The 21,105-nt window shown below is 61.2% G+C and carries 23 protein-coding genes; 12 read left to right on the top strand and 11 right to left on the bottom strand.

What is annotated here, in order from left to right; genetic code table 11:
- Positions 1-47: 47 nt before the first annotated feature.
- Positions 48-749: a CTP synthase C-terminal region-related (seleno)protein gene (locus HX868_RS26185; protein ID WP_177004839.1), complete on the top strand. Its 702-nt coding sequence runs from the start codon at positions 48-50 to the stop codon at positions 747-749.
- A complete protein-coding gene (locus HX868_RS26180; RefSeq protein WP_177004838.1) occupies positions 746-1,069 on the top strand; it encodes an antibiotic biosynthesis monooxygenase family protein in 324 nt (107 codons plus the stop codon). Before HX868_RS26185 ends, HX868_RS26180 begins: the two co-directional genes overlap by 4 nt.
- Here HX868_RS26180 and HX868_RS26175 read toward each other — a convergent pair.
- Positions 1,066-1,389 carry a DUF2025 family protein gene (locus HX868_RS26175; RefSeq protein ID WP_095017347.1) on the bottom strand — a complete coding sequence of 108 codons (324 nt, stop codon included), beginning with the start codon at positions 1,387-1,389 and terminating at the stop codon, positions 1,066-1,068. The two genes, HX868_RS26180 and HX868_RS26175, sit on opposite strands and share 4 nt — an antisense overlap.
- A 232-nt stretch (positions 1,390-1,621) precedes the next feature.
- On the opposite strand from HX868_RS26175, the gene HX868_RS26170 reads away from it, so the two are divergent.
- The gene (locus HX868_RS26170; protein WP_177004837.1) at positions 1,622-2,749 is read left to right on the top strand and encodes a glycerophosphodiester phosphodiesterase family protein; all 1,128 of its coding nucleotides are present in this window, start codon (positions 1,622-1,624) and stop codon (positions 2,747-2,749) included.
- Positions 2,750-3,403, top strand: a complete 654-nt coding sequence (locus HX868_RS26165; RefSeq protein ID WP_177004836.1) for a helix-turn-helix domain-containing protein — start codon at positions 2,750-2,752, stop codon at positions 3,401-3,403.
- Here HX868_RS26165 and HX868_RS26160 read toward each other — a convergent pair.
- Entirely contained in the window at positions 3,395-4,258 is an 864-nt protein-coding gene (locus HX868_RS26160; RefSeq protein WP_177004835.1) for a sterol desaturase family protein, read from the bottom strand. The genes HX868_RS26165 and HX868_RS26160 overlap by 9 nt on opposite strands.
- 155 nt (positions 4,259-4,413) lie before the next feature.
- On the opposite strand from HX868_RS26160, the gene HX868_RS26155 reads away from it, so the two are divergent.
- Together HX868_RS26155 and HX868_RS26150 are read left to right on the top strand one after the other, a co-directional pair.
- Complete coding sequence (locus HX868_RS26155) at positions 4,414-4,722, top strand: PepSY domain-containing protein (protein WP_177004834.1); 309 nt, start codon at positions 4,414-4,416, stop codon at positions 4,720-4,722.
- Positions 4,723-4,899: 177 nt separating this feature from the next.
- A complete protein-coding gene (locus HX868_RS26150; RefSeq protein ID WP_177004833.1) occupies positions 4,900-6,072 on the top strand; it encodes a GAF domain-containing sensor histidine kinase in 1,173 nt (390 codons plus the stop codon).
- Here HX868_RS26150 and HX868_RS26145 read toward each other — a convergent pair whose 3' ends face one another.
- A complete protein-coding gene (locus HX868_RS26145; protein WP_177004832.1) occupies positions 6,073-7,701 on the bottom strand; it encodes a methyl-accepting chemotaxis protein in 1,629 nt (542 codons plus the stop codon).
- A 263-nt stretch (positions 7,702-7,964) separates the two neighbouring features.
- Here HX868_RS26145 and HX868_RS26140 point away from each other — a divergent pair, with 263 nt between their 5' ends.
- Together HX868_RS26140 and HX868_RS26135 are read left to right on the top strand one after the other, a co-directional pair.
- The gene (locus HX868_RS26140; protein WP_016978332.1) at positions 7,965-8,987 is read left to right on the top strand and encodes a transporter; all 1,023 of its coding nucleotides are present in this window, start codon (positions 7,965-7,967) and stop codon (positions 8,985-8,987) included.
- Positions 8,988-9,089: 102 nt separating this feature from the next.
- Entirely contained in the window at positions 9,090-10,706 is a 1,617-nt protein-coding gene (locus tag HX868_RS26135; RefSeq protein WP_016978331.1) for an inorganic phosphate transporter, read from the top strand.
- A gap of 77 nt (positions 10,707-10,783) precedes the next feature.
- Here the strand turns inward: HX868_RS26135 and HX868_RS26130 are convergent, their stop codons facing one another.
- Genes HX868_RS26130 through HX868_RS26120 form a run of 3 tightly spaced genes read right to left on the bottom strand, consistent with a single transcriptional unit; the run spans position 10,784 to position 13,446 of the window.
- The gene (locus HX868_RS26130) at positions 10,784-11,755 is read right to left on the bottom strand and encodes a 5-oxoprolinase subunit C family protein (protein WP_177004831.1); all 972 of its coding nucleotides are present in this window, start codon (positions 11,753-11,755) and stop codon (positions 10,784-10,786) included.
- Positions 11,752-12,630: a 5-oxoprolinase subunit B family protein gene (locus tag HX868_RS26125; protein ID WP_016978329.1), complete on the bottom strand. Its 879-nt coding sequence runs from the start codon at positions 12,628-12,630 to the stop codon at positions 11,752-11,754. Before HX868_RS26125 ends, HX868_RS26130 begins: the two co-directional genes overlap by 4 nt.
- A 57-nt stretch (positions 12,631-12,687) precedes the next feature.
- Positions 12,688-13,446 (bottom strand): 5-oxoprolinase subunit PxpA, encoded by a 759-nt coding sequence (locus HX868_RS26120; protein WP_177004830.1) that lies wholly within the window; start codon positions 13,444-13,446, stop codon positions 12,688-12,690.
- Positions 13,447-13,566: 120 nt separating this feature from the next.
- Here HX868_RS26120 and HX868_RS26115 point away from each other — a divergent pair, with 120 nt between their 5' ends.
- Complete coding sequence (locus HX868_RS26115) at positions 13,567-14,484, top strand: LysR family transcriptional regulator (protein ID WP_177004829.1); 918 nt, start codon at positions 13,567-13,569, stop codon at positions 14,482-14,484.
- Here the strand turns inward: HX868_RS26115 and HX868_RS26110 are convergent.
- Positions 14,481-15,377: a LysR family transcriptional regulator gene (locus HX868_RS26110; protein ID WP_177004828.1), complete on the bottom strand. Its 897-nt coding sequence runs from the start codon at positions 15,375-15,377 to the stop codon at positions 14,481-14,483. The two genes, HX868_RS26115 and HX868_RS26110, sit on opposite strands and share 4 nt — an antisense overlap.
- A 106-nt stretch (positions 15,378-15,483) precedes the next feature.
- On the opposite strand from HX868_RS26110, the gene HX868_RS26105 reads away from it, so the two are divergent.
- Positions 15,484-16,242: an SDR family NAD(P)-dependent oxidoreductase gene (locus HX868_RS26105; protein WP_177004827.1), complete on the top strand. Its 759-nt coding sequence runs from the start codon at positions 15,484-15,486 to the stop codon at positions 16,240-16,242.
- Between the two features lie 81 nt (positions 16,243-16,323).
- Here the strand turns inward: HX868_RS26105 and HX868_RS26100 are convergent, their stop codons facing one another.
- Positions 16,324-16,788 (bottom strand): multidrug/biocide efflux PACE transporter, encoded by a 465-nt coding sequence (locus HX868_RS26100; RefSeq protein ID WP_095017359.1) that lies wholly within the window; start codon positions 16,786-16,788, stop codon positions 16,324-16,326.
- A gap of 88 nt (positions 16,789-16,876) precedes the next feature.
- On the opposite strand from HX868_RS26100, the gene HX868_RS26095 reads away from it, so the two are divergent.
- Positions 16,877-17,731 carry a LysR family transcriptional regulator gene (locus HX868_RS26095; protein ID WP_177004826.1) on the top strand — a complete coding sequence of 285 codons (855 nt, stop codon included), beginning with the start codon at positions 16,877-16,879 and terminating at the stop codon, positions 17,729-17,731.
- A 10-nt stretch (positions 17,732-17,741) separates the two neighbouring features.
- On the opposite strand, the gene HX868_RS26090 is transcribed toward HX868_RS26095, so the two are convergent.
- The gene (locus HX868_RS26090) at positions 17,742-18,584 is read right to left on the bottom strand and encodes a LysR family transcriptional regulator (RefSeq protein ID WP_177004825.1); all 843 of its coding nucleotides are present in this window, start codon (positions 18,582-18,584) and stop codon (positions 17,742-17,744) included.
- 111 nt (positions 18,585-18,695) lie between these two features.
- Between HX868_RS26090 and HX868_RS26085 the strand changes: the two genes are divergently transcribed.
- Entirely contained in the window at positions 18,696-19,421 is a 726-nt protein-coding gene (locus tag HX868_RS26085) for an SDR family oxidoreductase (RefSeq protein WP_016978321.1), read from the top strand.
- Between the two features lies 1 nt (position 19,422).
- Here the strand turns inward: HX868_RS26085 and HX868_RS26080 are convergent, their stop codons facing one another.
- A complete protein-coding gene (locus HX868_RS26080) occupies positions 19,423-20,631 on the bottom strand; it encodes an RNA polymerase sigma factor (protein ID WP_177004824.1) in 1,209 nt (402 codons plus the stop codon).
- The gene (locus tag HX868_RS26075; RefSeq protein ID WP_177004823.1) at positions 20,628-21,104 is read right to left on the bottom strand and encodes an SRPBCC family protein; all 477 of its coding nucleotides are present in this window, start codon (positions 21,102-21,104) and stop codon (positions 20,628-20,630) included. Before HX868_RS26075 ends, HX868_RS26080 begins: the two co-directional genes overlap by 4 nt.
- Position 21,105: the final 1 nt, after the last annotated feature.

Here is a 21,105-nt window from a genome sequence, read left to right as displayed (position 1 = left end):
CAATCTATAGTGCGCCCCAGGACACCACAAGCCACGGGATGTACACGATGAAAACCACGCCTTTACACCTCGCCCTGATCGGCGATTACAACCCCGATGTCATCGCCCACCAGGCCATCCCCGTGGCGCTACAACAGGCGGCCCAGACCTTGGGACTGAGCGTTCACGTGCAGTGGCTCGACACCGATACCCTGCCTGAGTCACTGCATGACTTCGACGGTTTTTGGTGCGTCCCCGCCAGCCCTTACCGCGACACTGACGGCGCAATGCGGGCGATCCGGTTTGCCCGCGAGCAACGCCGACCGTTCCTCGGCACGTGCGGCGGTTTTCAGCATGCCGTGCTGGAATACGCGCGCAATGTCCTGGGCTGGAAGGATGCCGAGCATGGCGAACTCACGCCGCAGGCCAAGCGCGCCGTGATCGCACCGCTAAGCTGTGCCCTGGTGGAGGCCACCGACACCGTGCGCCTGGCGCCCTACACCCGGATCGCCGAGGCCTATGGCAGCCTGGATGTGCAAGAAGGCTATCGCTGCCGTTATGGCGTGAACCCCGAGTTTCTCGATGCCTTGCTCGAAGGCGACCTGATCCCCAGCGGCCATGATTCGGCCGGCGACCTGCGCGCGGTGGAACTGCTCGACCACCCGTTCTTCGTCGCCACCCTCTTCCAACCCGAACGCGTCGCGCTGCAAGGTATTACCCCGCCCTTGGCGATGGCCCTGCTCAAAGCTTGTCAGGCGGTGTCCGCATGATCGCCCGCACACCTTCGCCGCCCTACTATGCGGTGATCTTCAGCTCGTTGCGCACCGAAGGCGATCAAGGCTACGGCCAGGCGGCCAGTCGCATGCTGGAACTGGCGCGTGAACAACCGGGGTTCATCGGCGTGGAGTCCGCACGGGAAGAAGGCCTGGGCATCACCGTGTCGTACTGGGAGAGTGAAGCGGCCATCCTGGCCTGGAAGCAGCAGGCCGAGCACCGGGTGGTGCGCGAACAAGGGCGCGCCACCTGGTACTCGGCCTTCCAGACTCGGGTGTGCAAAGTCGAACGGGCTTACAGTTTTGAAGCGACCTAGCTCACCAGACTGCGCAACGCACTGATCTGCGGTATCTCCGCCCGGCGCATATACACCCGCAGCGGCTCGGTGATGTTGATACGGTCGTCGATGTTCTGGTCCAGCAGCAACTGGATGCGCTCGCGGGACAGGGTCATGGTCTGCTCCGGGGCGGGCAGCCAGACGAACTCGGCGGTGGGAATAATGCCGTCATCGGCCACGTCCATGCCGAAGGAATCTTCGCTGAAACGTACGATGTAGTGGCCGGTCTTGCGATTGAGGCCAACAAAACCGTGGAGTTGGTCGGCGGCCTGGCAGATAAGCTCGGAGGTGATGCGCATGGTAAACCTCACTGAAAAGTCCCACAGGGACTGGAAAGATGGTTTACACGCGTGGCGGAAAGCGCCGCCCTCTGATGGGGCAGCTTCGGCCAAGAATACTGCAATGCCTGGAAAAAAAACCGAGAAAATTGAAGCCTGCGCACGTTAATGTCGGTTTGGTGATAGCGCCTTTCGCAATCAATTGTTAAAAAGGAGGCCTTCTCAAAGCTACCTACACGAAAGGACTTCGCATATGCCTGTCACGTTTACCAAGAGTGCCCTGCTGCTCGCTCTGATGCTCGGCCTCGGCCAGGCACAGGCGCAAGACCCGATCAGCCCGGCTGAATTGGCGACAAACGAAGGCATTCCGTATCCGGCCGTGATCGCCCACCGTGGCGCGTCCTACGACGCACCGGAATCCACTGCTGCCGCCTACAAGATCGCCCGCGACCTGGGTGCCGACTACCTGGAAATGGACCTGCAACGCAGCAAGGACGGCGTGTTGTTCGCCCTGCACGACAACAACCTGCAGCGCACCACCGACGTGGCCACCAAGTTCCCGGATCGCAAGGACGCCCCGGCCAACGAGTTCACCTGGAAAGAACTGCAAACCCTCGACGCCGGCAGTTGGTTCAACGCTGCCTACCCGGACCGTGCGCGCCCAGGTTTCGTCGGCCTGAAAATCCAGAGCCTGGACGACATCATCAAGATCGCCGAGGGCAACCCGCAGCACAAACCCGGCCTGTACATCGAGACCAAGGAGCCTAAGCAATTCCCGGGCATCGAAGCTGACCTGAAGAACAAGCTGCTCGACAAAGGCTGGCTGAGCTCCGCCGGCTCCAAGCTGGGCAAGAGCAACACTGGCGTCGGCCAGGGCAAGGGTCGCGTGGTGCTGCAAACCTTCGAAGTGGCCAGCCTGAAAGAACTGCAGAAAGAAATGCCGAACACCCCGAAAATCCTGCTGCTGTGGGTGGGTGAAGGCAGCATCGAGCCGAAAAACAAGCAGACGTTCGCGGAGTCCGGTGAAACCACCAAGGCCGCCTACTACGCCAAGCAAGAGCCGAAAGACGCAGCCGAGTTCGAAAAATGGGTCGACGAAGCCAAGAACCTCGGCGCCATCGGCACCGGCCCATCCGCTGAGCTGACCAACCACGGCGACCAAAGCTATTCGGATCTGGTCAAGCCAGAGATGAACAAGCTGACCCACGACAAAGGCCTGCTGGTGCACGTCTACACTGTGGACGAGCCGGTGGACTTCGACAAAGTGATGAAGGCCGGCGTCGATGGCATCTTCACCAACCGCGCCGCCGAACTGCTGAAGTTCTACAAGCGCTGGCCGTCGTCCAGCGTGCAGGACCTGCTGAACGACTATAAGTACTGAGTGAAGGCCGAATGGTCAGGCCGCCTGTGGTTGGGGCGTGACTACGGCCTGATCCTCGGCGAGCTGGGGCGCACCGCGCCCCATGCGCACTACGCCCATCAGTTGATGGTCTCCAAAGGTTCACCGATCACGGTCAGCCTTGATGGCCACGTCACAACGGCCCATCGCCTGTTTATCCCTTCGCGACAAACCCACGCCATTCTTGAAACGCAAGGTGAGGTTTCAGTGCTGTACGCCGAACCGGCCGTGTTTGATCTCGCCCCTTTGTTGCACGAGGACTTATCCCTGGAGGCATTGCGTCGACTCCCTCGGCGCAGCCTGGATGATCCGCGGCTGGAGCGCGCCCTCGCCGCACTGGATCAACAACTCAACGGCAAAGTGTCAGCCCAGGCCCTGGCCCAGGCCGCGCACCTGTCATTGAGCCAATTGGAGCGACTGTTCGCCCATCAACTCGGCTTACCCGTGCGCCGCCTGGTAGTGTGGCGAAGGCTACGCGTCGCCCTGCAACTGGCGCTCGCCGGCGGCACGTTGACCGAGGCCGCCCACGGTGCGGGGTTTGCCGATTCGGCGCATTTTTCGCGGACCATGAAGCAGCTGTTTGGCGTCACCGCAGCCGCCTCATTGCGCCAGCTGGATGTTCAACTGCTAACGTAAATCGTCCGGCAGTGACGGTTCCTTGCTCAAGCGAACCGGCCTGAAGGGATCACGCAACTGCGCCCCATAGTCCACCGGAAAGTCCGGACGACTGCCAATCCCCAGATCCCCCGGCCCCATGCGATAGCGTTCGCGGTAATACGCCGTGCCCAGCAGCCAATCCCACAGGTTGAAGAACAAACCGAAATTCACATCCCCGGCGCGGCCATATTTCATATGGTGAAACCGATGCACCGGCGCCCAGGCAAACACCCAGCGCAACGGCCCCAGGCGCATGTTCACATTGGAATGCTGCAACAGCAATTGCAGGGCAATGGCCAACGCCAGCAACTGCGCCACCTCCAGGGGAATGCCCAACAGGATCAACGGCAGCAACCCCGCCGTGGCTTCCAGCATCTGATGCAACGGATGCTTCATCAACCCATTGAAACCATACAGCCGCTGCACGCTGTGATGCACCGCATGCAGTCGCCACAAAGGCGCAAGGCGATGGCTGGCGTAATGCATCAAGGTAATGCCCGCATCGGCCAGCACGATGGCCATCAACAGTTGCTCCCACAGCGGCCAGCCACGCGGCCAAATGCCTTCGAATGCCAACAGTGCCGTGAGCCCTGGCAGGATCAACACGCCCACCGCGTTCAGGCTTTCGTTGACCAGGGCGTGCAACGTATCGCGCCGACGATCGCCCAGGCTGCGATTCCACTCTGGTTCATAGGGCAACCATTGTTCTGTAAGGAATGACACCACGAGCGCAATCACGAACAGCACAATCAAGCTGTCCGGCTGCCAAAGCCCGTAACCGAGAAACCCCAGCAGGAATGCAGGGGCGTAGATCCAACTCACTAACCGTTTCATGCCGAGTCTCCTTTGAAGTGAGCCTCCAGCATGAAATTCCCCGCGCGTGACGGATTGAACAAACTGCGCAACCGTTTGAATTAATTAAGGGTGAATTAAGTTGCGCTGGTTAACCTGATCCCACTTAAACAGCTCACCTGAGAAGGACACACACCATGAAAACCTTGACCGCTTTGTTCGCCGCTACCGCCCTGACCCTGACCGCTGGCCTGGCCCAGGCCGATGTTCGTCCAGACCAGATTGAAGGCCTGCTCAAGTCCGGTGCGGTAATGCCTTTCGAAAAACTCAACGCTGCCGCCGTGGCCAAACACGCGGGTGCCACCATCACTGACACCGAGTTGGACCATAACAACAGCGGCGTACTGGTCTACGAAGTCGAACTGACCGACACCGCCGGCAAGAAGTTCGAAGTGAAGCTCGATGCCAAGACCGGTGCTGTGCTCGAAGACAAACTGGACACTTGATTACCCTCTGAACAAAACAGCGCCACCCTCGGGTGGCGTTTTTTGTGGGCGCTCGTCGGCAAACCGTAGGAAATCTGCCTTGGATACGAATGAAATTACCCCACAGAGTACAAGGCCGTTAGACTCTCAAGCTACAGCCAAGGCATAACGCCATTGCACCCGAACAGGGACCGTTACATGGGGCAAAAAGCCGCCGACATCGCCACTATCGGGCGTATCAGCGCCGTACCGGCCATGCTCAAGGTGATCAGTGACATGACCGGCCTGCGGTTTGCCGCTGTTGCTCGCGTAACGGAAGACACCTGGACGGCCTGCGCGGTGCTCGACAGCCTGGGTTTCGGCCTGGGTGTGGGAGGCGAGCTGGACCTGACCACCACGATCTGCCACGAAATCCGCGGTTCACACGTGTCCGTGGTCATCGACAAAGCCAGCGAAGACCCGCTTTACCACGACCACCACACGCCACGTATCTATCAGTTTGAAAGCTACATTTCCGTGCCGGTGTTCCGCACCGATGGGCGCTTCTTCGGCACCATCTGTGCGCTGGACCCCAACCCCGCGTCACTGCGCAGCAGCACCATCCAATCGACTATGGAGTCCTTTGCACGCTTGTTGTCGCTGCAGATCGAAGCCGAAGAAAGCCAGCAACAAACTGAAGCCGAGTTGCAGGAAGAACGTGGCACCGCCGAATTGCGTGAACAATTCATCGCGGTGCTCGGGCACGACTTGCGTAACCCATTGTTCGCCATCAACTTCGGCGCTGAGCGACTGCTGCGCAAACACCCCGACCCCGCCACTGACAAGATCGTGCGCCATATCCTCACCAGTGGTCGGCGCGCGGCGCAACTGGTGGAGGACGTGCTGGATTTCGCCCGCGGGCGTATGGGCAGCGGCATTCCCTTGAGCATGGGTGATTGCCAGGGCTTGCAGGCTGCGTTGCAACACGTGGTGTCGGAGGTGCAGAGCGTTCATCCACAACGCGAAATTGTTGCGCATATCGGCGAACTTCAAGGGCTCAAAGGTGACCGGGAGCGACTGGCGCAACTGCTCTCCAACCTGGTCGCCAATGCCATCCACCACGGCAGTCACGATGGCCCGGTTGAAGTCACGGCAAGGGTCGAGCAGTCGCAGTTCACGCTGACGGTGAAAAACCCGGGCCAGATCAGCGCACAAGCCCTGCCGCGATTATTTCAGCCCTACGCGCGGCCCGTTACCGATGCGCCCCAAGCCGGGCTCGGCCTGGGGTTGTACATCGTCAAGCAGATTGCCGATGCCCACGGTGGTGAGCTGAGCGTGTCCACCACCGAGCAGCACGGCACCGTGTTCACGTTCAGCTTGCCGACCGCTTGATCAGGCGCCAAGGCGCGCCGTCACCTCATTCAACTCACCTGACAGCCCACGCAGGTTGTGACTTGCCGCTTCGGTACGCTTGACGTTATCGAGGTTGGCCGTGGCCACGGTGGTGATCTGCGTGATGTTGCGCGAAATATCTTCCGCCACCGAGGTCTGCTCTTCGGCCGCCGTGGCGATCTGGCGGTTCATGTCGCGGATCGCCTCCACCGCCTGGGTGATGTGAGCCAGCATAGCGCCGGCTTGCGTGACTTTTTCCACACTCTCATCGCTGCACGACTGGCCACTCACGATGGCTTCGGCCGCATCCACCGCGCCGGTCTGTACCGCTTCAATAATCCCGTTGATCTCGATGATCGACGCCGCCGTGCGTTGCGCCAGACTGCGCACTTCATCGGCCACCACCGCAAAACCACGGCCCGCTTCGCCTGCGCGCGCAGCTTCAATCGCGGCATTGAGCGCCAGCAGGTTGGTCTGCTCGGCAATACCGCGAATCACTTCCAGCACCTTGCCGATGCGCACGCTGTCGGTTTCCAGGCGGCGGATGATGGTGCCGGTATTAAGGATCTCGTTGCGCATCTGGCCGATGGTGGCAATGGTGACTTTCATCACGTCACCGCCTTCGCGGGCCGAGTGATCGGCCTCGTCCGCCGCGCGCGAGGCACTGGCGGCGTGGCGCGCGACCTCCTGGGCGGTGGCCGACATTTCAGTCATGGCCGTGGCCACCTGGTCGGTTCGGTTGAATTGATCATTGGTGCCTGTCGCCATCTGCCCGGCGATGGCATTCAATTCGCCGCTGGCGCTGACCAGGTCGGTAGCACTGCGCTGTAAACGGCTGAAGGTTTCGGCAAGAAAGTCACGCAAGGTATTCGCGGCAGCGGCCAGGTGGCCCAGCTCATCCTGACGACGGCTGGCGACGCGCTCGGCAAAGCGACCGTGGCTCAGTTGCGTTACGTAGTCGATCAAGCCACGGATCGGCAGGATCAGGTTGCGGTTGATCAACCACAGGCTGAACAAACCGATCAACACACCCGACAACAGCATGATCGCCAGCCCCACCAGCACGGTGCGCTCGGCATAGGCGCTGATGGCCTTGGATTGCTGGCTGCCTTGTTCGCGCAGGTCGTTGACCAACGCACTCATCTGCTCACTGGCGGCGCGATCCACACCTTTCACCGCGGTGTCGCCGGCCGTTGCATCGCCACCGGCGGCCACGTAGGCATCGCGGCCCTTCTGGTAAGCCACACCGAGTTGCTGGTGTTCCTGGCGCAAGGTTTCGATGCGTCGGCTCAGGCTCTGGTCGCTGCTGGTCTGGGTGACCAACCGGGTGAGAATGCCCTGTACATCGCGCTGGCGGTCCTGAAACTGACCCCAGTATTTCTCCATGTCCTGGGGCTGTTTGCCGCGCAGCAGGACGTTTTTCCATTCCTGGACCTGCACCTTGAATTGCAGGTTGGCCTCGTCAATCAATTGTGAAGTCAGCAGCGGCCCATCGATCAAGCTGCGATAGCTTTGCACCCCATTGGACAAGAAATTGAAACAGGCCAGGGCGATCAACAGCATCGCCAACAGACTGCCACCGAGCAGCGACAGGATTTGTGCTCTCAAGGAGGTTCGCAAAACATTCATCGGGGAAAAGCCTCGATACAAGGAATTGGTGCGTGCACGCCTAACGTCCTTGTCATCAAAAGGCACCGCCCATCCACAGCGGTTCTTGATGCCCTGAATCGGCTGAATTAGAGCCTTCTTGAACGGTTCCTGACAGACGGTCAAATAAATGTCATCGCAACGAAATAAATCCAAAACCGTCACAAAACTGTCAAATCTCCTTGCAATGATTCGCGCATGCGAACCTGTGAAATCTCCTACAGGCGCTTTTTCTGCGAGCCCTCATGAACCACAGCATCGATCACAGCCACCAGGATTCCGACCTGTTTGGCTTGCTCTACGGTTTTCGTTTTCGCCCAGGGGAAAAGGGTGAGCAGATAGATTCGGCGGCGGCGCTCCAGGCGTTGCGCCAACCGGGTGACCCGGAAGAATTCTTGTGGCTGCACCTGAACCTCGCCCACGCCGCGTGCGAGCGCTGGATGCAGGCCCATCTGGACCTGCCGGAAGAGTTCTTCGAAGCCCTGCATGAAGGCTCGCGCTCCACGCGCATCGAACACGTCGACTCGGCGTTGCTGGCGGTGGTCAACGACGTGGTGTTCAACTTCAGCAGCATGGTCTCGTCGGACATTTCCACGCTGTGGGTCTGCGCCCGCAGCCGCCTGTTAATCAGTGCGCGCCTGCAACCGCTGCACTCGGTGGATAAACTACGCTCGTCGGTAAAAGCCGGTGAAAGCTTTCGCTCGCCGCTGGCCTTACTGGTGCACCTGTTACGCGACCAGGGTGAAGTGCTGACCCAGATCGTGCGCAAGACCAGCATCAGCGTCGACCATATCGAAGACCAGTTGCTGTCCTCGCGCCTGTCCACCAACCGCGCCGAACTCGGCGCCGCACGCCGGGTGCTGGTGCGCCTGCAACGCCTGCTGGCGCTGGAGCCGGGCTCGCTGCTGCGCCTGCTCAACCGGCCGCCGCAGTGGTTGCAAAAGGAAGACGTGAAGGAGCTGCGCAAATCCACCGAGGAGTTTGCGCTGATCATCAACGACCTGATGGCCCTGGGCGAACGCATCAAGTTGTTGCAGGAAGAAATCGCCGCCAACCTCAACGAACAAAGCAACCGCACGCTGTTCACCCTGACCGTGGTGACAGTGCTGGCGTTGCCCATCAACATCATCGCCGGTTTTTTCGGCATGAACGTGGGCGGTGTGCCGCTTTCCCAGGACCCGGAAGGGTTCTGGATTCTGGTGGCGCTCGTCGCAACCTTCACGTTGATTGCCGGGCGCTGGGCCTTCAGAAAGCGCAAGGATTACTGACCAGCGGCCAGCTCAATCACCTAAACACTGATGTATGGCAGCATCTCTGTAACATTCTGCAATGACTATGAACGACATCCTCATCACACTGGATGCTCCGGCATGGCCACACCTTCCCTGACTGCCTCCACCCACGCCTCACCCGCAGACCCCAAACCCAGGCTGGACAAGAAACCCGGCCTGGTGACGGTGATCATCTTCTTCGCCGTGCTCGCCATGGGCCTGTTGTTCACCGCCTACAGCCTGATGCATGACATGCACGAAATGGGCGCCCAACTCACCACCTGGACGCCTTTTCTGCTGCTGGGTGTGGCGCTATTGATCGCCCTGGGGTTCGAGTTCGTCAACGGCTTCCACGACACCGCCAACGCCGTGGCGACCGTGATCTACACCAATTCGCTGCCGCCACATTTTGCGGTGGTGTGGTCGGGCTTTTTCAACTTCCTAGGTGTATTGCTTTCCAGCGGTGCGGTGGCGTTTGGCATCATTGCGCTGCTGCCGGTTGAGTTGATTTTGCAGGTGGGCTCATCGGCCGGTTTCGCGATGATCTTCGCCCTGTTGATCGCCGCGATCCTGTGGAACCTCGGCACCTGGTGGCTGGGTTTGCCGGCATCGTCGTCCCACACGCTGATCGGCTCGATCATCGGCGTCGGCGTGGCGAATGCCTTGATGCACGGGCGTGACGGCACCAGCGGGGTGGACTGGAGCCAGGCAATCAAGATCGGTTACGCCTTGCTGCTGTCGCCACTGATCGGCTTTGCCTTTGCGGCCATGCTGTTGCTGGCCTTGCGCGCCTTCGTCAAGAACCGTGCGCTGTACAAGGCACCCAAAGGCGACACCCCGCCGCCGTGGTGGATCCGCGGTATGCTGATCGCCACCTGCACCGGCGTGTCCTTCGCCCACGGTTCCAACGACGGGCAGAAAGGCATGGGCCTGATCATGCTGATCCTGGTCGGCACCCTGCCAATGGCCTACGCGCTAAACCGCACCATGCCGGCCGAGCAGTCGCTGCAGTTTGCGGCGGTGGCCGAAGTGACCCAAGTGGCGCTGGTGAAAAGCGCGCCGCAGGCACTGACCGGCGACCCGCGCCCGATCCTCTCGACCTACGTGCGCACCAAGGAGGCCACCCCGGAACTGGTCCCCGCCCTCGCCGCCCTGGCCGGGCAGATCGGTGATGAAGTCAAAGGCTACGGTTCCCTGGCCAAAGTACCTGCTGAAGCCGTGGGCAACGTGCGCAATGACATGTACCTGACCAGCGAAACCATCCGGTTGATGGACAAGGGCAAGGTCGGCAATTTCGACGCGGATACCCAAGGCAAGCTGCAACTGTTCAAGCAACAGATCGACAGTTCCACGCGCTTCATTCCTCTATGGGTGAAAATCGCCGTGGCCATCGCCCTGGGACTGGGCACCATGGTCGGCTGGAAGCGCATCGTGGTGACCGTGGGCGAGAAGATCGGCAAGACGCACCTGACCTACGCCCAAGGCGCCTCGGCGGAAATGGTGGCGATGCTGACGATTGGCGCGGCGGATATGTATGGGTTGCCGGTGTCGACAACGCATGTGCTGTCGTCCGGTGTGGCAGGGACGATGGTGGCGAATGGCGGTGGGTTGCAGATGCGCACGATCCGCAACCTGGCGATGGCGTGGGTGCTGACGTTGCCAGCGGCGATTCTGCTGTCAGGCAGCCTTTACTGGCTGTTCACCAAACTTTTCTGAAAAACGCGGACCTCGTAGGAGTCCGACTTGCCGGCGATGGCGCCCGTGAGATCGCCATCGCCGGCAAGGATTTTGCGTCAGGCGAATAATCCGTTCATTGCTTTGAGACGCTTCTTGTACACCCGCCGCGCCTCCAACGCCTCCTCCAGCGTCACCGCCACAAACCCCGCGCGCTGGTTCGGCTGCATCTGGCCGATCAGGTCCAGGTCGGCGCTGATCACCGTACCGATCATCGCGTAGCCACCGCCCGACACCGCATCCCGGTGCAACACAATCGGCTCCAATCCCGCCGGCACCTGGATCGAACCGATCGGGTAGCAACTGTCGACGATGTTCGACGGATCCGACCCCGCGCCAAACGGCTGCTCCCGTGGCTGGAAGCTCAAGGCACTACCGCCTTTGAAGCGATAGCCGATTCGGTCGGCTTCGGAACCCACGGTCCACGGCTCGGCAAAGAAGCTGCTCTTGGCCGCCTCCGTAAGGCGCTCGTAATACAGCCCCGGCACTACACGCAGGGTCACATCGCCGCCCACTGATCGGCGCAGTGCCATCGGCAGACTGTTGCCCGCCCGGCCCGTGCCACTGGCTGTGCCGACGGGCAACTCATCGCCTTCCTGCAAGCGCCGCCCGCTAAATCCGCCAAGCGCGCCGAGGGTATAAGTCGAGCGGCTGCCGAGCACCAACGGCACGTCAATGCCACCGGCCACCGCGAGATAAGTCCTCGCGCCCGCCTTGGGAAATTCAAAGCGCAACACCTGCCCGGCGCGCACCTGGAACGCGGTGTCCTGGTGCACCACTTCACCGTCCAGGCGCGGCGACATCAAGGCGCCGCTAAGGGCTACCAGCGCGTCTTGCTGGAACTCCAGCTCGGGGCCGATCAATGTGCATTCCAAGCCCGCCGCGCCGACGGGATTGCCCACCAAATGGTTGGCCGCACTCAACGCATATTGATCCAATGCACCCGACGGCGGGATGCCCAGGTGGTAATAGCCTTCGCGGCCAAGGTCCTGCACGGAGGTGGCGAGGCCGGGTTTGAGGACCTTGATCATGCCAGCGCCTCCTGCAGGGATTTCGGATAACCGATGGGGTCGGCGAGAAAGGCATCGAGGGAAAATTCCACAGGGCGGATGCGCAGGTCGAAACGTCCTGCGTCGACTTCGGCAACGGCCAGGTCGTAGGCCTCACGGTCCATGGGTTTGAACTGCACGATATCGCCAGGACGGAAGAACACCATGTGTTCCTTGAGGTACGCCAGTTGCTGCGCCGGGTCGTAGATCGGCGCCGGGGTCACGCCAAACATCTGGTAACCACCGGCACCGCGCACCGAGTAGATGCAACCAAAACAGCCGCCATGGCCAAGAGTAAGTTTTGGCGTGTCGGTGCGTGGCCGCAGGTACTTGGGCACCTGCAACTGCCGCTCGCGTTCGACCATCTGGAACATGAACGGCAGGCCCGCCACGAACCCGACCATCGACACAAACCACGGCGCCCCACTGTGGGCGGCGATAAACGCCTCCACATCGGCCAGCCCGTTGATGCGCGCAGCGTACTCCAGGTCCGTCCCGCTGGGGTCTTGGTGGCGGTCGCGAAAACGCATCAGGGTTTCGTGGGTCCACGGATCGTTGTACAGCACCGGGATTTCGATGATGCGCGTGTGCAAGGTGCGTTCGGCCACGGCCTGGGCTTCGGCAGTCTGCACCGCATCGAGCAGCACATGCGGGGCGATGCGGTCGGGGTCGAAGCGAATCTGGAACGACGCATTGGCCAGGCACACATCCAGCACGCCTTCCAGCGCCAGGCGCTCCACGGCACGGGTCACCGCCATGCCTTTGAAAAAGGCCTCCAGGGACATGCTGTCGCTGACCTCGGCAAACAGGTGTTCATCACCGCCGAAGCTGTAGCGGATGGGAGATGTTTCAGCCATGTCTGTTCCTCTTGGAATCATTGTAGAAAGGCAGGCGAAAAAATTGAGGGATCGTTCTTATTGAGATGTTTTGACGGTGATGCCCGCTTGGTCCAACGCTTCGCGGGTCGCCTCTACCAGCTCCAACGCACCCGGCGTGTCGCTGTGCAGGCAGATGGAATCGAATTCAATAAACAGGTCTTCGCCTTCCACGGTTCGCACCAGCCCGGTCTGACAAGCCCGCAAGACGCGCGCCGCCACCGTCGCCGGATCCAGCGCCCGCACGTTGCGGGTAAACACGATGGAGCCGGTCAGATCGTACTCACGGTCGGCATAAAACTCCCGCACCACCGGCTGCCCCAACTCCTTGGCCACGCGCCAGATCACCGAGTTGGGCATGCAGTACAACAACAGCGTCGGTTCGATGATTTGCAGGTTCTGCACCAGCAACCGCGCCGCTTCTTCATCACGGGCCAGGTGCATGTAGAGCGCGCCATGGGGCTTGATGTGTTGCAGGGTCACGCCTTGGGCGCGGGCGATTTCCCGCAGGGCGCCGAGCTGGTAGAGCATGTCGTCCACCAACTCCTGGGCCGGTGCGTTGATGTGGCGACGGCCAAAACCGACCAGGTCCCGAAAGCCCGGATGCGCGCCGATGGCCACGCCCAGTTGCTTGGCGCGCTCGACGGTGCGGCGCATGGTGCCGGGGTCACCGGCATGGAAGCCGGTAGCAATGTTGGCCGAGCTGATGTACGCCATCAGTTCCGCGTCGACGCCATCGCCGATGGTCCAGGGGCCAAAGCCTTCGCCCATGTCCGAGTTGAAATCCACTGCCTGCATCAGAGTCGCTCCGCCTAAGTGATGGACGAAAAGTAGGCTGCGGCTTGACCCCTTGGGAAGATCTATTATCAGATGGCCCATCTTCTGAAAATCAGATAACCCTATGTTTTGGAGAGGCCGATGTCCCTCACCTTGCGCCAAATTCGTTATTTCGTTGCCACCGCCGAAATCGGCCAGATCTCTCAGGCGGCCATCCACCTGAACATCTCGCAATCGGCGGTGACCACGGCGATCAAGGAGCTGGAAGCGATGCTCGGCGTGCAGCTGTTCGTGCGTTCGGCCCAGGGCATGAACCTGACCGACGCCGGGCGGCACTTTCTCAACCGTGCCTACGTGATCCTGCGCAGTGTCGATGACGCCTTGAACAGCCCACTGCCCGACTACCGCGCCAGCGGCGTGCTGCGCCTGGCCGCCAGCTACACAGTGCTCGGCTACTTCCTGCCGCACCACTTGCAGCGCATGGAGCACTGGCATCCGGATGTGACCATCGAGGTGTTCGAACAGGAGCGCCAAGCCATCGAACAGGGGCTCCTCGACGGTCAGTTCGACATGGCCGTGGTGCTCACCGCCAACCTCACGCACCCGGCGATCGTCTCGGAAATTCTGTTCAATTCGGAGCGCCGTCTGTGGCTGCCCAGCCATCACCCCTTGTGCGAGCGCGGCGCCGTGAGCCTGGCGGACGTGGCCCAGGAACCGTACATTTTGCTCACCGTCGACGAGGCCGAACACAGCGCCATGCGTTATTGGGAACAGGCCGGACAAACGCCTAAGGTGCGCTTGCGCACCAGCTCGGTGGAGGCGGTGCGCAGCATGGTCGCCAATGGCAGCGGCGTGGCGATTCTGTCAGACCTGGTGCACCGCCCCTGGTCGCTGGAGGGTAAGCGTATCGAAACCCTGACCGTCACCGACCCCGTCACGCCGATGAGCGTGGGCCTGGCCTGGCACCGTGAGCGTGCATTTACTCCGGCGATGCAAGCAGTGCGCGATTATTTCCACGACGCGTTCCTGGCGCCGCAACAATTGTCGGCGCGGCGTTAGAGCTGGGCTTGCAACGTCACTGCCAACCACGCCATGAACACCCGAACACGTTGCGGCAAATGGCGTTGGCCGGCGTACAACATCGACACGTCCAGCGCCGGCGCCGGGTACTCCGGCAATACGCTCACCAGTTCGCCTCGTGCCAATAATTCGCGGATACCGAGTAACGGCACCTGGGTAATGCCGAAACCGCCCAGGCAGGCCGCTTGGTAGGCATCGGTGCTGTTGACCGTGACCCGTCCGGCCATCGGCACGCGGTGCACCTTGTTGCCCTGCTGGTATTCAAACCCTGCCGAGCGTGAACCCAACGGCCGCACGTAATGCACCAACTGATGCTGCGCCAGGTCCGCCAGGGTCACTGGCGTGCCATAGCGTTGCAAGTAGGCCGGGCTCACGCAGTTGACCATCGGCATGCTGCAGATTTTGCGTGCAACCACTGTTTGATCAGGCTGGGCACCCACGCGCAGCACGCAGTCAAAACCTTCGGCGATCAGGTCCACTTGGCGGTCGGAACTGCTGATTTCCAGGTCGATCAGCGGATGCGCGTCCATAAACGCCGGCAGACGCGGCAGGATCAATTCCCGCGCCATCACGTTGGGCATGTCCACGCGAATCCGTCCGGTCAGTTGCGCCTCATCCTGGCGAAACAACCCTTCCAACTCTTCCATGTGCGCCAGCAAGTCCTTGCTGCGCTCATACAGCACACGGCCATCCTGGGTCGCCTGCACTTTGCGCGTGGTGCGCTGCAACAGGCGCGCACCCAGCAATTCCTCCAACGCCTGCACATGTTCCGACACGGTAGAACGCGGCAGCCCCGGGCTCTCGCCTGCCTGGGTAAAACTCGACAGCTCGGTGACGCGCACGAAGGTGCGCAGCAGCTCAAGTTTGTTCATGGGATTGTTCGCCTCATCCGGCCAGTGATTCCGGTATAGCGCTGTTTATCACGTTATGGACGAATAAATACACTCGCTGCCACTGATCACCTGAGAGGACTGCACCATGACCCGTAAAATCGCACTTATCACCGGCGCCAGCCGTGGCCTGGGCAAAAGCGCCGCGCTGCACCTGGCGGCACAGGGCGTCGACATCATCGGCACTTACCACAGCGCGGCGGCTGAAGCCCAGGCCGTGGTCGAGCAGGTTCAAGCACTGGGTGGCCGCGCCGCCATGCTGCAACTGGATGTGAGCCAGAGTGGCAGCTTCGATGGTTTTGTCGGTGAAGTCGGCCGCGTGCTCAAGGATGTCTTCGCGCAGGATCACTTCAACTTTCTGATCAACAACGCCGGCATCGGCGCCCACGCCAGCTTTGCCGAGACCACCGAAGCCCAGTTCGACCAACTGGTGGCGATTCACTTCAAGGCGCCGTTTTTCCTCACGCAAAAACTGCTGCCGCTGATCAGCGATGGCGGGCGCATCATCAATATTTCCAGCGGCCTGGCGCGGTTCAGCCTGCCGGGGTATGCGGCGTATGCGTCGATGAAAGGTGCCGTGGAAGTGCTGTCGCGATACCAGGCCAAAGAGTTGGGCTCACGCGGGATCACCGTGAACACCCTGGCCCCGGGTGCGATTGCCACTGATTTCAGCGGCGGCACAGTGCGCGACAACCCGGATGTGAATGCAATGGTGGCCAATAATACCGCCTTGGGCCGCGCCGGTTTGCCCGACGACATCGGCGGCGCGATTTCCACCTTGCTCGCCGATGGCAGCAACTGGATCACCGGCCAGCGTATCGAAGCTTCGGGCGGCATGTTTCTCTGATTTCACACATCTCCTGTAGGAGCGAGCTTGCTCGCGAAAAACCTGAGAACACCACGTTTATCCAGGTACCCCGCGTTATCGTTAACGCTCTTCGCGAGCAAGCTCGCTCCTACAGCGGGTAGTGTTTCTGTTGAGGATTTTTTCCCGAATCACGTCATATCCCCAGTGATACACATAGGTGTACGGCAGGAAAAACAGCAGTACACCGATGTCGAGCATGAACGCCTGGACCAGGCTGATATTCAGCCACATCGCGATTAATGGCACGGCGACAATAATCAGCCCGCCTTCGAACATCAACGCATGAAGCACCCGCGTCCACCCGCCGTCGGCCAGTTGCAAGCGAACTTTCAAGCGGTCGAACAAGCTGTTGAAAATGATGTTCCAGGTCAGCGCCAGCAGGCTCAGACCCAAGGTCACCGCGCCCATTTCCAGCGCCGGCCGCCCGGTGATCCAGACCAGCAGTGGTGTACAGATCAACAACGCCAGGCCTTCAAAACCCAGGGCTTGGCAAACACGTTCAGTAATCGACTTGGTGGGGTGCATGACCCTTCTCCGTGAGTGACGATGGTTGCCATGATTACCCTTTGAATCGATACTTCATAACTAATAACCATCGATCAAGGCGATAGTCATGGCCTCCCACGAAGTGCTGCAAGCGTTTGTCCAGGCCGCGACCCAAGGCTCCTTTTCTGCCGCAGCGCGCAAGCTGGGCAAGAGCCAGTCCACTGTCAGTGCGGCAGTGGCGAGCCTGGAGATTGACCTGGATGTGGTGCTGTTCGACCGCAGCAGCCGCAAGCCGACACTGACCCCCGCCGGGCAGGTGCTGCTGCAACGCGCCGAGCAGGTGCTGGAGGCCAGCAGCCGTCTGGAGTTGGCGGCGAGCCAGTTGGCCCAGGGGTTGGAGCCGAAGGTGACCATCGCCATGTCAGACACTTATCAGTCGGAACGCTTTGAGCTCGCCCTCAAGGCGTTCGAACAACGCTATCCAGACCTGGAGCTGGAATGGCTGATCGCCGAGTGCGAAGACTTGATCGCCCTGGTGCAGAGCGGCCGCGCACAGATTGCCTTGATCGAAGCCCAGGAGGTTTACCCGCCCGACCTGACGCGCTCGCCTGTGGCCGAACGCACGGAAATCGCACTGTTCGTCGCGCCCACCCACGCTTTGACCCGCGTCGAAAACATCGACCCGCACGCCTTGCAGCAACACCGTGAACTGCGCCTGGGGAGCATCATCAGCCCCAACGAAACACGCCCCTCGGGCCGCGTGTGGTCGGCGCCGAGTTTTCTGATGTTGATGGAGATGGCTCAACTCGGCTTCGGCTGGGCGGAGTTGCCGCGCTGGTTGGTGGAGCGTTTTGGTAATGCCGGGCTGGTTGAACTCAACGTCCGGGGTTGGCCACGCTCGGTGGCGGTGGATGCGCTGTGGTCGCGGCAATATCCACCAGGGCCGGCGGGAAGCTGGATGCTGAGCCAGATGCTCGAGTAACCCTACAGGGTTATGCGGCCGACAACTGCGGCGGGCGGTTGGTCTGGAAATACTCGTGCAAAGCCCGTAATGCGGGCAGCTCCAAGGCTTGCGCGGCGAAACACAATCCGACACGACGCGTGGGTGCCGGCAAATGCCATTCACGTATCACCACACCGGCCCGCTCCGCCGCCAGCGACTGCGGCAACATCGCTACGCCCACACCCGCCGCGACCATATGCAACGCCTGGGTCAGCGAACCGGCATGCCCGGCCACCGCTTGCGGCGAGCGACCGTACAAGGCCATCAAGCGCTGATGGGAATCGTGCTGCGGGCAGGTGATCCAGTCTTCAATCGGTGCCCAGGCCTGCTCCCTGCCCGACTGAGCCATGGGATGCGCGGCAGGCAACACCATCACGTACGACTCTTCCCAAAGCGGCAGGAACAACTCGTCCTCGCAGCACATTTCCTCCACGGCCAGGCGCCCTTCGCCTTCGCAGCCTTCCTGCAAAGTCAGCAGCAAACCCGGCAGGCCTTGGTGCGCCATGCGCAGGAAGGTTTCGATCTGGCTGTCGGCAATATCGCCTTCCACACCCAGTTCCAGCGCGATGCGATTTTCGCGTCCGCGAAACAGGCGGCTCAACGCATCGGCTTCAGCCACCATGCGCCGCGCCTGAGGGTACAGCACCCGCGCCTCGGCACTCACCTCCACACCCCGTGGCTGACGAACGAACAACGCCACGCCCAGCTCGTCTTCCAGTTGCTTGATCGTCACCGATAAAGTCGGCTGGCTGATGAACAAGCGCTGGGCTGCCGCGGTGATATTGCGCTCTTCAAAGACCGCGAGAAATGCCTTGAGGTGACGAACATCCATAGCTTAATCCGATGGCTGACAGAGAAATAAGGCATTTTTCAGCCTTGGTGGCGGTAAATATACTGCGACCACGATTCAGTTATCGAATTTTCTTATTCCAGGAGTTCATGCATGAGCAAGCCATTGATCATCATCACCGGCGCCAGCTCCGGTATCGGCGAAGCCACCGCCCGCCTGTTGTCGGCCGCCGGCCACCCGCTGTTGTTGCTGGCGCGTCGCATTGATCGCCTTAACGATCTGGGCCTGCCAAACACCTTGAACCGTGGCGTCGACATCACCGACCGCGCCGCCCTGGTCGCCGCCGTACAAGAAGCCGAAGCCCGGTTCGGCCCAGCCGATGCGCTGATCAACAATGCCGGCGTAATGCTGCTGGGCGCAGTCAGCGAGCAAGACCCGGCGCAGTGGGAACAGATGCTGGATGTGAACGTAAAAGGCCTGCTCAACGGCATCCACGCCGTGGCCGGCAGCATGGTTGCGCGCCGAGGCGGCACCATCATCAACGTCAGCTCGGTGGCCGGGCGCAAGACCTTCCCGAATCATGTGGCGTATGTCGGCACCAAGTTCGCGGTACACGGGATTTCGGAAAACCTGCGCGAAGAATTGTCGCCAAGCAACGTGCGCGTCATCACCATTGCCCCAGGTGCGGTGGAAACCGAACTGCTCAGCCACACCACCGATGAGGCGATCAAGACCGGCTATCAGGCGTGGAAACAGGACATGGGCGGCACCGTACTCAGCGCCGATGACGTGGCCTCGGCAATTGCCTATGCCTACCAGCAGCCGCAGCATGTGTGCATTCGCGAGATCGTATTGGCGGCAACGCGTCAGCAGCCTTGATTCAGAGTTCAGCCAGACGCTTTTCGATAAACCTGTGTTCGGGTGCTTGTTGGGCCAAGGCCAGCGCCCGTTCGTAGGCGACTCGTGCCTCTTCGACACGACCCAATTGCCGGTAAAACTCCCCGCACGCCGAGTGCGCCAGGTGGTAATCCAGCAACTCGCCACGCGCCAGAATCCCTTCTACCTGCTGCAATCCCGCCAAGGGTCCATCGCGCATGGCCAGCGCTACGGCGCGGTTCAGTTCGATCACGGCTGACGGCATCATCCTGAGCAACACATCGTAGAGCCCGACGATCTGCGGCCAGTCGGTTTCACCCGCACTGGGCGCTTCGGCGTGCACCGCCGCAATTGCGGCTTGCAGGCAATAGGGACCAAAGCGCCGTGTGCTCAATGCGTGCTCTACCAGTGCGCAGCCTTCGTCGATCATGGACACATCCCACCGCGAGCGGTCCTGTTCATCCAGCAACACCAACTCCCCACTGGCCGAGGTGCGTGCCAGGCGACGGGATTCGTGCAGCAGCATCAACGCCAGCAAGCCCATGACTTCCGGTTCGGGCAGCAACTCCATCAACAATCGGCCCAGTCGAATGGCCTCACGGGTCAAATCCTCGCGAGTCAGATCGGCCCCCATGGACGCCGAATACCCCTCGTTGAACACCAGGTAAATCACCCGCAACACGCTGTCCAGCCGCTCGGGCAATTCGTCTCGGGATGGCACTTGATAGGGGATCTTCGCCTCGCGGATCTTGCCCTTGGCCCGCACGATACGCTGGGCAATGGTGGTCGGCGTGGCCAGGAACGCCCGGGCGATTTCTTCGGTGGTGAGCTCGCAGATCTCGCGCAAGGTCAACGCCGCCTGGGCATCGGCCGCCAACGCGGGATGGCAGCAGGTGAAGATCAGGCGCAGCCGGTCATCTTCCAAGTCTTCGTCACTCCAATCAGCCGCTTCCAGCGCGTCGGCCTGCTCCTGCAGCAACGGGGTGAACCGCGCCTGGCGGCGCAGACGGTCGATGGCCTTGAAGCGCCCGGTCGACACCAGCCAGGCGCGCGGATTGTTCGGCACTCCGTCTAGCGGCCAACGCTGTACCGCCACGAAAAACGCTTCGTGCAGGGCTTCTTCGGCCAGGTCGAAATCGCCCAGCAAGCGAATTAGCGTCGCGAGGACTCGGCGTGATTCGCTGCGGTAAATGGCCTCGACCGACCGGGTCAATCGGGCATGCCCTGGGTCACCAGGGTGACCAGCCGATCCAGGCTCTGGCCCCAGCCGTCATGAAAGCCCATGGCTTCGTGGGCCTGCTTGTCTTCGGCACTCCAGTGCATGGCGCGGGCGGTGTAACGCGTCTTGCCGTCGACCTCTTCGAAGGTGACTTCGGCGCTCATGAACGGCTTGCCCGAGGGTACCCAGCCGGGCATGAAGGCGTCGGTAAACACCAGCCGATTGGGCGCATCGATTTCCAGAAACACACCCTGGGTCGGGTACTCGGCACCGTCCGGGGCGCGCATCAAGGTGCGAAACAGGCCGCCGACCCACAGGTTCATTTCGCATTCGGGCGTGGTCATGCCGTGGGGCCCCCACCATTGCTGGAGCAAGGCGGGTTCGGTCCAGGCGCGGAACACGCGGCTGGGCGGTGCATCGATCACACGGCTGATGGACAATTCAAACTCGGCAGGTTGCGTAGACATG

The organism is Pseudomonas reactans (assembly GCF_013385825.1).
GTDB classification, from domain to species: domain Bacteria; phylum Pseudomonadota; class Gammaproteobacteria; order Pseudomonadales; family Pseudomonadaceae; genus Aquipseudomonas; species Aquipseudomonas reactans.
This window is presented reverse-complemented; position numbering and strand designations above follow the sequence as displayed.

Bases quoted from the DNA above. Each gene is read 5' to 3' on its own strand.
- HX868_RS26185 (WP_177004839.1), top strand. From the start codon at position 48: ATGAAAACCACGCCTTTACACCTCGCCCTGATCGGCGATTACAACCCC.
- HX868_RS26180 (WP_177004838.1), top strand. From the start codon at position 746: ATGATCGCCCGCACACCTTCGCCGCCCTACTATGCGGTGATCTTCAGC.
- HX868_RS26175 (WP_095017347.1), bottom strand. From the start codon at position 1,389: ATGCGCATCACCTCCGAGCTTATCTGCCAGGCCGCCGACCAACTCCAC.
- HX868_RS26170 (WP_177004837.1), top strand. From the start codon at position 1,622: ATGCCTGTCACGTTTACCAAGAGTGCCCTGCTGCTCGCTCTGATGCTC.
- HX868_RS26160 (WP_177004835.1), bottom strand. From the start codon at position 4,258: ATGAAACGGTTAGTGAGTTGGATCTACGCCCCTGCATTCCTGCTGGGG.
- HX868_RS26155 (WP_177004834.1), top strand. From the start codon at position 4,414: ATGAAAACCTTGACCGCTTTGTTCGCCGCTACCGCCCTGACCCTGACC.
- HX868_RS26150 (WP_177004833.1), top strand. From the start codon at position 4,900: ATGGGGCAAAAAGCCGCCGACATCGCCACTATCGGGCGTATCAGCGCC.
- HX868_RS26145 (WP_177004832.1), bottom strand. From the start codon at position 7,701: ATGAATGTTTTGCGAACCTCCTTGAGAGCACAAATCCTGTCGCTGCTC.
- HX868_RS26140 (WP_016978332.1), top strand. From the start codon at position 7,965: ATGAACCACAGCATCGATCACAGCCACCAGGATTCCGACCTGTTTGGC.
- HX868_RS26135 (WP_016978331.1), top strand. From the start codon at position 9,090: ATGGCCACACCTTCCCTGACTGCCTCCACCCACGCCTCACCCGCAGAC.
- HX868_RS26130 (WP_177004831.1), bottom strand. From the start codon at position 11,755: ATGATCAAGGTCCTCAAACCCGGCCTCGCCACCTCCGTGCAGGACCTT.
- HX868_RS26125 (WP_016978329.1), bottom strand. From the start codon at position 12,630: ATGGCTGAAACATCTCCCATCCGCTACAGCTTCGGCGGTGATGAACAC.
- HX868_RS26120 (WP_177004830.1), bottom strand. From the start codon at position 13,446: ATGCAGGCAGTGGATTTCAACTCGGACATGGGCGAAGGCTTTGGCCCC.
- HX868_RS26115 (WP_177004829.1), top strand. From the start codon at position 13,567: ATGTCCCTCACCTTGCGCCAAATTCGTTATTTCGTTGCCACCGCCGAA.
- HX868_RS26110 (WP_177004828.1), bottom strand. From the start codon at position 15,377: ATGAACAAACTTGAGCTGCTGCGCACCTTCGTGCGCGTCACCGAGCTG.
- HX868_RS26105 (WP_177004827.1), top strand. From the start codon at position 15,484: ATGACCCGTAAAATCGCACTTATCACCGGCGCCAGCCGTGGCCTGGGC.
- HX868_RS26100 (WP_095017359.1), bottom strand. From the start codon at position 16,788: ATGCACCCCACCAAGTCGATTACTGAACGTGTTTGCCAAGCCCTGGGT.
- HX868_RS26095 (WP_177004826.1), top strand. From the start codon at position 16,877: ATGGCCTCCCACGAAGTGCTGCAAGCGTTTGTCCAGGCCGCGACCCAA.
- HX868_RS26090 (WP_177004825.1), bottom strand. From the start codon at position 18,584: ATGGATGTTCGTCACCTCAAGGCATTTCTCGCGGTCTTTGAAGAGCGC.
- HX868_RS26085 (WP_016978321.1), top strand. From the start codon at position 18,696: ATGAGCAAGCCATTGATCATCATCACCGGCGCCAGCTCCGGTATCGGC.
- HX868_RS26075 (WP_177004823.1), bottom strand. From the start codon at position 21,104: ATGTCTACGCAACCTGCCGAGTTTGAATTGTCCATCAGCCGTGTGATC.